At 58.0% G+C, this 9670-nt stretch carries 13 protein-coding genes; 8 read left to right on the plus strand and 5 right to left on the minus strand.

Annotation, left to right across the window (positions count from 1 at the left end; genetic code table 11):
- On the minus strand, nucleotides 1–329 hold a 329-nt coding region (locus AB5758_RS09255; RefSeq protein ID WP_368152734.1), incomplete at its 3' end, for a hypothetical protein.
- A 528-nt stretch (nucleotides 330–857) separates the two neighbouring features.
- On the opposite strand from AB5758_RS09255, the gene AB5758_RS09260 reads away from it, so the two are divergent.
- From AB5758_RS09260 to AB5758_RS09275, 4 genes are all read left to right on the plus strand, one after another.
- Nucleotides 858–1004 (plus strand): hypothetical protein, encoded by a 147-nt coding sequence (locus tag AB5758_RS09260; RefSeq protein WP_368141981.1) that lies wholly within the window; start codon nucleotides 858–860, stop codon nucleotides 1002–1004.
- A 408-nt stretch (nucleotides 1005–1412) separates the two neighbouring features.
- On the plus strand, nucleotides 1413–2051 hold the full coding sequence (locus AB5758_RS09265) for a hypothetical protein (RefSeq protein WP_368141980.1): 639 nt from the start codon (nucleotides 1413–1415) through the stop codon (nucleotides 2049–2051).
- On the plus strand, nucleotides 2048–2773 hold the full coding sequence (locus AB5758_RS09270) for a metallophosphoesterase (RefSeq protein ID WP_368152731.1): 726 nt from the start codon (nucleotides 2048–2050) through the stop codon (nucleotides 2771–2773). The genes AB5758_RS09265 and AB5758_RS09270 overlap by 4 nt, the downstream gene beginning before the upstream one ends.
- Nucleotides 2773–3510 (plus strand): metallophosphoesterase family protein, encoded by a 738-nt coding sequence (locus tag AB5758_RS09275; protein ID WP_368142021.1) that lies wholly within the window; start codon nucleotides 2773–2775, stop codon nucleotides 3508–3510. The genes AB5758_RS09270 and AB5758_RS09275 overlap by 1 nt, the downstream gene beginning before the upstream one ends.
- Before the next feature lie 30 nt (nucleotides 3511–3540).
- Here the strand turns inward: AB5758_RS09275 and AB5758_RS09280 are convergent, their stop codons facing one another.
- The 4 genes from AB5758_RS09280 to AB5758_RS09295 all read right to left on the minus strand — a co-directional run bounded on the left by AB5758_RS09280 (nucleotide 3541) and on the right by AB5758_RS09295 (nucleotide 5799).
- The gene (locus tag AB5758_RS09280) at nucleotides 3541–4050 is read right to left on the minus strand and encodes a DUF5067 domain-containing protein (protein WP_368142019.1); all 510 of its coding nucleotides are present in this window, start codon (nucleotides 4048–4050) and stop codon (nucleotides 3541–3543) included.
- A gap of 34 nt (nucleotides 4051–4084) precedes the next feature.
- The gene (locus AB5758_RS09285) at nucleotides 4085–4294 is read right to left on the minus strand and encodes a hypothetical protein (RefSeq protein WP_055287568.1); all 210 of its coding nucleotides are present in this window, start codon (nucleotides 4292–4294) and stop codon (nucleotides 4085–4087) included.
- Nucleotides 4295–4296: 2 nt separating this feature from the next.
- Entirely contained in the window at nucleotides 4297–4956 is a 660-nt protein-coding gene (locus AB5758_RS09290; RefSeq protein WP_368155519.1) for a hypothetical protein, read from the minus strand.
- A 258-nt stretch (nucleotides 4957–5214) separates the two neighbouring features.
- Nucleotides 5215–5799, minus strand: a complete 585-nt coding sequence (locus tag AB5758_RS09295; protein ID WP_055287572.1) for a recombinase family protein — start codon at nucleotides 5797–5799, stop codon at nucleotides 5215–5217.
- Between the two features lie 221 nt (nucleotides 5800–6020).
- Between AB5758_RS09295 and AB5758_RS09300 the strand changes: the two genes are divergently transcribed.
- From AB5758_RS09300 to AB5758_RS09315, 4 genes are all read left to right on the plus strand, one after another.
- The gene (locus AB5758_RS09300; protein WP_368141950.1) at nucleotides 6021–6287 is read left to right on the plus strand and encodes a hypothetical protein; all 267 of its coding nucleotides are present in this window, start codon (nucleotides 6021–6023) and stop codon (nucleotides 6285–6287) included.
- The gene (locus AB5758_RS09305) at nucleotides 6287–6568 is read left to right on the plus strand and encodes a type II toxin -antitoxin system TacA 1-like antitoxin (RefSeq protein WP_368141948.1); all 282 of its coding nucleotides are present in this window, start codon (nucleotides 6287–6289) and stop codon (nucleotides 6566–6568) included. The genes AB5758_RS09300 and AB5758_RS09305 overlap by 1 nt, the downstream gene beginning before the upstream one ends.
- 214 nt (nucleotides 6569–6782) lie before the next feature.
- Nucleotides 6783–7625, plus strand: coding sequence for a hypothetical protein (locus AB5758_RS09310; protein WP_368141947.1), 843 nt, complete (start codon nucleotides 6783–6785; stop codon nucleotides 7623–7625).
- 777 nt (nucleotides 7626–8402) lie between these two features.
- On the plus strand, nucleotides 8403–8951 hold the full coding sequence (locus tag AB5758_RS09315; RefSeq protein WP_055287582.1) for a hypothetical protein: 549 nt from the start codon (nucleotides 8403–8405) through the stop codon (nucleotides 8949–8951).
- Nucleotides 8952–9670 lie beyond the last annotated feature (719 nt).

The raw sequence follows: 9670 nt of genomic DNA on the forward strand, positions 1-9670 counted from the left end.
CCGGATTGGAAGCCTTCGCCCATGAGCGCGTAGTAGCTCTCGGCAGAATCGAGAAAGGCGGCGTCGGTTTGAGCGGCGAGGGCGGCGTTCGCGTATCTTGCAAGCTCCGCGTCAGCTTGCTGCTCTGGCGATAGGTCTGTGCCGTTGGCCTGGGGCGCGCGCGTATTGAATGCGTCGACAAAGCTCTGCATGCCCTGCTTCATAAAGAAGGGCCCGTAGATGGGTGAATTGAACGCAATGGGGACGGAGAAGGCTGCGGCGAGAACGAGCGTACAAATCCATGCGGCCTTGTCTCTTAGGATCAGTTTGAGAAGAAGTCGACAGTACATTTGGAAGCACCTACGTTCCTCAAAGAATCGTTAGATTAAAAGTAACAGACCGGATGAAGATACGTGCGACGGGGGCGAGGCGAATGGCTGAGCGGTATCGATATGCGGGCTCAACGGCATATCGACCACATAGATTATTAACTTGCATTTCTAACAGTTAAGGAGATGGGTGCTTTCCAGCACACTCCTTCGATGATACCTTCCGCTAGCTGCTATGCCGGTTTCATCCAACAAAGAATGTGCCCCGGCGCTCAGGTTCACCGCTAGTGTTGACAACATATGAGATGGGCCCTACCCTTGCCGCGCGCCGATTGCGCGAGAGATGTCGGGCTCCATGTTTATTCCACCTGCTTGTTATCAACCAGTCTCGCAAAACAAAGGAAAATGACCAACGGATTACGGACTGGATTCCGGCGAGGGAGTGGAGCACGGATTGATCGAAGAGGAATGACGCTCTGCTAGAATCAGCAGCGCTGTCGGCAGCCCTTGTGCCGGGCAGAGCCCTCCATCCGATGGGAGGTGATGCCCATGACCGATTTCACTGAGTCCGTGAAGCTCCTGACTGCTATGGTCTCGCTCCTCACGGCCCTTGTCGGCCTTTCCAAGGCACTCAAGCAGGGCTCGAAGCCCAAAAAGAAGGCCACCGTCGCTAAGACGATGACCCAACTTCATTAAGCAACGGCTCTGCCCAGCTCACTACAACTTGGGCTGCCGTCGGCACCATTCTACCCGCTTGACATTGCTGTTGTCGATGCGCCGTATCAAGAATCCACGGCAGCGCTCGTGGTTGCAAAACGGCCTAACAAATAGCGGCTATTAGTCAGTTCGGCTGTCTAAAAGGCCTAATAGTTGCCAATAGTGGCTAGTTGGCAACGGATTTGGGCTATTAGTTCTAACAGTGCCTATACTATGACCCCACAAACGGGACACGGTTTTCTGCCCGCACGAGGTTTTAAAGTTTTAGCTGGAACAATCCGGCAGATTGGAGCACAGAACATGAGGTTCGAACGCCTCATGTCGCTCAAAATACGTCTCCTCAATTGCGCAAAGGAGAACGGTATTTAGCGACAAGGGGACAATGGAATGATCTGGTTCACCAGTGACACGCACTTCGGGCACGAGAACGTCCTGAAGTTCACGGACCGGCCGTGGGAGACGATTTGGCAGATGAACGATGCCATCGTCGACAACATCAACGGCAGGGTCGCCGTGGATGACGAGCTCTACATCCTGGGGGATTTCTCATTCAAGATGACCGCCCAGGACGCATACGGGCTGCGTAAGCGGATCGCCTGCAAGCGCATCCACCTCGTCCCGGGAAACCATGACAAGGACTGGACCCAGCCGCCGGTCGCGGGCGCGTTCACCGTGGAACCGCCGATCTGCGTGCTCAAGATCGACGGGCAGAAGATCGTCCTGTGCCATTACCCCATGGCCGACTGGCAGGGCATGAGCCATGGATCGTGGCACCTCCACGGGCACATCCACAGCAGCGGCGGCGCGTACAACGAGTTCAACCGCAAGCAGGGGCTCCTGCGCTACGACGTGGGCTGCGACGCCAACGGGCACTCCCCGGTGAGCCTCGACGGGCTGAGGGAATGGTTCGCCGGAGTCGACGAGCCGTGCGGCCGGGTGAAATGGCCCTGGTGGGTCAACGAGACCGGTGACAGGCAGGTCGAACGCGAGCTGGCGGCTTACAAGCGGAAAGAGGCGATCCGATGACGGTCTATGTGACAGGCGACATCCACGGTGGGCTCGACATGCAAAAGCTCCGCGACTGGGAGCTTGGGGATAGCCTTGGCAGCGACGACTATCTGATCATCGCCGGCGACTTTGGCTTTCCGTGGGACTTCTCTGCCGAGGAATGCGCCGATATCGCCTGGATGGAGTCGCGCCCCTACACGGTTCTCTTCGTCGACGGCAACCACGAGCGCTTCGACCACTGGGCGGAGCGCCCCATGGAGCCGTGGCACGGCGGGCTGACGCAGCGCCTGTCGGATACTTCGTCCATCCGCCGCCTCATGCGCGGGGAGGTCTTCGAGCTCGACGGGAAGACGGTCTTCATCATGGGCGGGGCGACGAGCGTCGACAGGGCGTACCGCATCCCGTACAGCTCGTGGTGGCCGCAGGAGCTGCCGGACGAGCGCGATTTCGATGCCGCACGGGCAAGGCTCGACGAGGTCGCCTGGAAGGTCGACTGCGTCATCACCCATACCTGCTCGACGCGCATGCTCTCGCCGACGCTCTACCCGGACCCAGGCTGGGAACGCCCGGATGTGGACCGGCTGACCGGATTCCTCGACGAGCTCGAGGATCGTCTGGACTACAAGCGCTGGTATTACGGACATTTTCACCGAGACGGCAATCCGGACGAACGGCACACGGTGCTGTATGACCGGATCGTGAGGCTCGGGGACAAACTCCTGCCGTGGGGTGCGTACTGATGGCTATCTATGTGACGGGCGACGTACACGGCAGGGCCGAGCACGGGTCCAGCCGGTTTGCCTTCAAGAATTGGCCGCTGGGCCGGACTCTGACGCGCGATGACGTGGTAATCGTGGCCGGCGACTTCGGCTTTGTCTGGGATGGATCCAACGCCGAGAAATACTGGCTTGACTGGTTCGAGTCGAAGCCGTGGACCACGTGTTTCGTGGACGGCAATCATGAGAACCACCACGCCCTGGCTGAGCTGTCGGTGCGGGAGTGGAACGGCGGGCTCGTCCATGAGGCGCGACCGCACGTGCTGCACCTGATGCGCGGAGAGGTGTTCGATATCGACGGGCTCACAGTCCTTGCCATGGGCGGCGCCACGAGCAACGACAGGCAGTATCGCAAGGAGGGGAGGAGCTGGTGGCCCGAGGAGATGCCGAGCGAGGAAGAGATGTGGCAATGCCGCACCTCGCTCGACCGCGTGGGCTGGAAGGTCGACTACGTGGTGACTCACGAGGCTCCTGCCGACCTGGCAGAGAAGCTGTGCCGGGAGCGCGAACGCGAGTATCTGGACGACCAGCTGCAACGATTCCTTGCCGAGCTCGACGGGCAGCTCGGCTACCGCGCCTGGTTCTTCGGCCACTACCACGGCGACGAATGGCGCGACGACAGGCACCGCCTTATCTACCGAGACATCGTGCCGATCGAAAATGCTGCGCCCGGCTCTAGAAACCCTCTAGAAATGCTCTAGAAGGTTTCTAGAAATTAGACGCTTTGCGGCCTACTCCAATTCAAAGGTCTGGTCGAGGGAGTTTGACCCGGCGCCCATCCCGTCGACTTTCACTTCGATGGGAGACATGCCGTTGAGGTCAAAAATCGACACACCGTCGCATTCGCCTCCCGGCGCAAGCCCTTGCGAAGAGAAGCGGTCTTCCTGCAAATCGGCGGCAAACCCGCGAGATAGCATCTGCTTATTTTGATAAGCCGTGATGTAGCTACCAACAGCGCATGAATCTGCCGATCGGTTGTTAATGGTGTGCCAGCGAACAACGGCAACCTTCCCGCCATCGCCAGCCGAGGAATCATGCACCTCGACGCCGGTGACTGAATACTCCATCTTGCCGTAAACCCCGTCTTCCTGCGCGTTATCAGAATCAGCGACCTGAACTGCCGTCTGACGATCGTCTGCCTGGCTGCACCCAGAGGTCATAACTAGGGCGGCTGCCAGAACACCAGCAGCCCCAAAGTTCCGAGCTAGGTTGATTGCCTTTTTAACAGAGAGATGTTCCATCGACTACTCCAAACTTAATTGTTTTTGAATGCCATCAGCCAAACAGCCAAGCCCCAATGAGCATGACCACTGAAACTGCTGCAAGCGAAGCCCAGACGGCATTTTGACGGGTGATGACACCGCTGATGGTGAGCGCATTTGCGCCGGCACCATCAATGACAGTCCAGACGAGTGCCGTGACCAAAAAGACGACTAGCCCTGCCGTTATCAACTCACGGCGAGACGGCCTTAGCTTGTCGGACATATCTACTCGCCCCTCGCCTGGGTCATGACCTCGACCTTGGCCTCGGCCACGGCCGCCCGCTGCTCGGAGGCGGCGAGGCGGTCCTTGAGGGCGGCGACCTCGGCCATCAGGTCACGCTGGGCGAGGAGGGAGACGTTGAGATCGGCCTGAGCCTTGGTCGCGGCGTCGACCGCGCCCCTCATGCTTTCAATTCGATCGTCTTTTGCGGCTGATTCTGCCAAGAGCTGATTGTTCTCGGAATCGAGCTTCTTGAGCTGCGAGAGGTAATCGGCGACGGTGGCGTGGAGCTCATCGTTCTCAATCTCCAAGCTCGCAGTATCCAGCTCGAATTTCTCTTTGATGGCGGCGACCTGCTCGACGCAATTAGATTTGATGCTCTGAATCTGTTCCGTTGCACTTTTCTTGGCGGCGTCAGCGTCCTCGCGGGCAGCACGAGCCTCCATCGCGGCAGCTTCGGCAGCGCCCACGATGATGCGCTTGACCCGCTCGACCGCCTCATCGAGGACGGCCGATGCGTCGAGCGCAGCCTTCACGCCGGGAGTGGCGTTAGGGTGGTAGCCATCGACCAAGCGGGCGACGGTATCGGCCTGCGAGAGACCAAGGCTCGTGCTGATGTCCTTTATGGCGTCACGGGTCTCCGATGAGACATTCAGACTGGTCATTTTCTTTTCGGACTGGACTTGGTTTTCGGCCATGATGCGGCACTCCAATCAACAACGGGCATGGCTCCGCCATGCCATATGGCTGGGAACAATGCACGGCCGCTGTTGAGTTGTCTTTTTCCTGCGATCGGTGAGTTCTAAAAAGGCGTCTCAAGTCATGCGTTCACGCAGGTTTTCGGTTAGAGAAATACCGCACCCTTATATAGTAACGCCGCCGCACTCGGGCCTATTAGGCAAATCGCGAAACGACAGACGGACTTATTTCCTGACGCCCACCAATCCGCGTTCACGAAGGATGCGGTACAGCGTTGATTTGGAGACGCCAGTCGCAGCGCAAATATCGGGAATAGGAGTCTCTCCTCCAAGATAGAGCCTTACTGCGGCATCGGCTTTGACGCCGGCAGTGCGAGGCCTGCCACCCACGTTGCCGCCGTGGCTCCGTTTGACGGCGATACCCTCGGCCTGGCGTTGCCTGATCAGATCTCGCTCAAGTTCCGCGGTGCAAGCATGGGTGCCAAGCACGAAGCGCCCGAATGCGGTATCTAGATCCACGGGCTGTTTCAGGGACGTGAGCTTCACGCCGAGGTTTCGAAACATAAGGTCATAGTTGAGCAGCTGCCTGGTCGATCTGGTCAAGCGCTCCCAGGATTCGACCACCACCTCGTCGCCCGCCCGCATCTTCTTGAACAGGCGCTTCTGCTGCGTCCGGTCGCCGTCCTGGGCACCCGTGACCTTGTCCTTGTAGATATGGCCATAGGCCACGCCAGCGTTCACAAGAGCCTCGATCTGGCGGTCCAACCTCTGGTCTTTCGTGCTCACGCGAGCATATCCGTAACGTGTCATTTCAGCCTCCTGCCTCGTATTTGATTTTCCCATGGGAATTGACGCGGAGGTTTTGACACTGGGTTTTGGCACTCGACGTTCACGGCATCGAGGGTTCGATTTTCGAGTGCCCAGAGGCATACGTTTTGGAACGAACGGTTGGCGAATAGGCCATATAAGTTGATGCGTCGAATATTCTACTACCAAATAGTAGTAGAATATTATCGTACGATTGGAGGCAAATGGTTCAGATACACCGAAGGGTTCACGAGCGACATCCCGAGTTGGATGCCGTAGATGTCGAGGCGGCATGGGAGAACTACCGCTTCGCGGCCGTTCGCGTACCCGGGGAACAGGAGATGCGGACGGGCTACGACCCACATGGCCGGTATATCGAGATGGTCGGAGTCCTCCTGACTGACGGCGTATGGCTTATCTATCACGCCATGACGCCGCCGAGCAAGAAGACGCTGAAGGAGATCGAGAGCGCGAGAAGGAGAGGTTACTGATGGAGTTCAGGCTTGCAAACGGAACCGTGATCACGGACGAGGACATCGAGCGCGAGTGCGCGGAATATGAATCCGGCTCTTGGACGGGGGCCCTGGCAAACCTCCGCGTCGGCCGCCCAAGGCTCTCCGAGGGAGAGGCCAACGCCAGTCTGTCTTTCAAGTGCCCGAAAACGGGCGCCGATCTCATCGAGAGGGCGGCCACCGCGTGCGGGATGCGGAAGTCGGAGTTCCTGCGCTCGGCTGCGCTCGAGAAGGCTGAGAGAATCCTCAGGTCGGCATAGCCTCACGGCATGCCTTTTCGTGGGCGCGAAATGGGCTACATCGCGCTTATGTTAGTTATATAGCTAACATAAGCGCGATTAAACAGGACGCCGGGGCAAGACGTCTGCTTTATTCAATGGTGGGCCCCTTTCGCGATTCCCTTGCCGACGGACCTGCCGCAAACGGGTATAATAGTGTTAGCGAAATCACTAACATAATTAGGAGGCGATTGCCATGGGCAGGTGCGAGCCGAGGGCAAATGAGAACGACCCGGGGCTGATCACGCTGCCGGAGGGCATCGACGAGCTGAGCGACGCCGTCGAGCAGGAGTTCGACGTAACCACCAAGCAGGTGTGCCGGGCCCTGCAATGCACGAGGCCGTTCGTGCTGGCCCATTGCCGACACATCAGGCACATCTTCGTCTCAGGCGACTGGTCCGACAAGGTCGGACTCGGACCGGGCGGAGGCTTCATCTGGTCCCGCAACGAACTCCGAGACATGGCGGTGAGCGGCACAGTCGAGCGACGCACCCGCGTCGTCGGCGCCGCTGACATACTGGCCGGCAACCGGGAGGCGCTGGACTGGCTCGACGCGACGAAGGCCGAGGCGGGGAAGATAGCGATGGACCCGAGCAGGCCGCGCGCGGATGAAGTCCATTTCCGCGAGATGTCCCGCGAGGTCTTCGAGAGGGTCTACCTGCCGGACGAATGGAAGCCGGCCTATAACGCGGCGAGGCGCAAGAGGTCAGAACTGCATTGGGTCGACCTCGGCGAGCACCCGCGGTCATTCGACGAGCTGGGGACCGTTTGGAGGACGACCGCGGACCGCAAAGGCTACGGGGACACGGACGAGGAATGGTCGAGGGCGTATCGGCGCAACGGAGCGGTGCGGCTCACCATCACCCTGCCCGACGGCGCGACCAAGGTCATGCATGCGCCCGACCCGACGCCTCGGGCGCGGTTCGACGACTTCCTGGCGACAATTTTGCCTGTCGAGCTGCTGCCGCAGGACTACATCAGGGATGTCGTTCTCGGGAGTGACCATATGGAGCCGCAGGAACTCAAGCTGTACGGCTAATTCGCCTCATAGAGACGGGCCGTCGCCCCAAAACCAAACAGAATCTCGAATAAGCATATGAATCGACCGCCCGGGAGTACGTGCCCGGGCGGTCAATTCTATCGACCATGGGCGCGATTCCGTGAGGTCGTTTTTCTGGCACCCGCCGTTTACGCCGATTCCAAAGCGCCTATCGACCGCTCAACGAGCTTTGCGAGTGCGATCCCGTGCACATTGTCGGACATTTGAATTGTCCGACAATGTCTGACAGCACTGTCAGACATTCGCGCACGATCAAGCGAGCTTCGCGAGCGATTTCAGGCCGCATGCGGCCCCAGCTGCGGCTTTGCCGCAGGTTCAATGTCTGACATTCCCAATGTCTGACGTTGAACGAAGCTGGCGTGCAAACTGACTCTTAAGGGTCAGTTTGCACCATCCCAATGTCGCGATTTTGGATGGTGACGCCACGGCGGTCGCATCTTCGAGGGGAACACCCGGTGCTGGGTCGATAAATCCGCCATGTCCGTTATCGTAATAATCTCTCGCAGACACCATCGCACACGCCGCCGCACCCGTGTCTTTTATCGTAATAATTTGAAATTTGGCGCTATTTCGTTCCTGTCCGTTATCGTAATAACAAGGCGCACGAGTGTCCTTCCCCCGGTCCAAGGGCGGAGCCCTGGCAAGCGCCGAACCGCCCGGGTCGGTGGCAGATTTGTACACACATTTACGATGGGGGTACAAGTATGCGTCTCTTGCGGGATTTCTCGTTTATCGGCAGAAAATCGAGGTCAGAAGATGGATGAGTTCTTGAGTATTGAAGATCTGCGGTGGGAGTTCGGCGCGTCGCGAGCATGGATGTACAAGTATCTGGCGCCGCATATCAAGTCAATCACCGTGAAGTGCTCGACCGACGACGGCGAGCGCCTGTGCAAGCGGTATAGCCTCGATGATGCACGGCGCGTGGTCGCTGAAAAGGCTCGAGCCGAGGTCTATTCCGTGCCCGTTAAAGCGGACCCCGGGAAAAGCAGCTATGCTCCGTACCGCCGCCCGCGGCGCGTGCGAATCAAGACGAGCGCGTACATCGCCGAATATATCGTCGGCTTCGGCCATCTCTGGCAGATCGACGAGATTGCAGAGGAATACTGCGGTAAGCGCTCAAGAGAGGCGGCATATCAATTCATCTACCGTAACGCCTGGATCGCAATCGTGTTCGGCAACAAAACTTTCTATATCCCGAGGCGCACCACACCGCAATTCGTGGCGGCAGCAGTCGAGGTGTTCGGAGACGCCGCCCACACCGTCGAATACGCACGCGGTGGGCATAAAAGTGACGCCACGGAATAGCGGCACTATGTAACAAATGAATAAGTTAACGGCGTAAAAAGTGAAAAACCGAACTACGTAATATCGACAATGCGACATAACGCAATAACGACAAAGCGGAATAGCCGCACTATGTAACCACGTAATAACAGAACTATTGAACATCGGACTATTCGGTCCTGAAATCTGTCCGCAAGAGTCGTACGCTGCCGTACAAAATGCCCGGCAGCGTACCGCCGCAAGCGGCGCACGCTAGGGCTCTGCCCTAGCACCCGGCACTCGCGGCGTTAGCTCATTGTTCTGCAATTCAACGGTTACGTTTTTCAGTTTTGTCGTTATCACGTAGTTCGGTAATTACACAGTTGCGTAGTGTCGTAATTGCTTTGTTCGGTTGTGTCGCAGTTCAGATATGAACAACCGCCGCAGGCGCCGGGTGCTAGGGCAGAGCCTTGGCAGTACGCGGACGGCCGAAACGCAGTTTTGTACGGCAGCGTACGACACTTGCGGGCGAGTCCCGGCTATGTCATTGCTGAATTACGACAAAACGCAACAACAGAGCTGTGTAACCGCGACATAACTGATTTACAGACGATACGAAGAACGTAATGAATGAACTAGTGAACTGCGACACAACCGAAAAAGCGAACAGTTATAAACCCAAAAAAAGGTAGTGTCGAGAAAGTTGGTGTAAGGGCCCTTGCGGCCCCTGTGTCCGATATCCGGAATCAGTTGATATCCTA

The sequence above is a fragment of the Collinsella aerofaciens genome (assembly GCF_040926405.1).
Classification (GTDB): Bacteria; Actinomycetota; Coriobacteriia; order Coriobacteriales; family Coriobacteriaceae; genus Collinsella.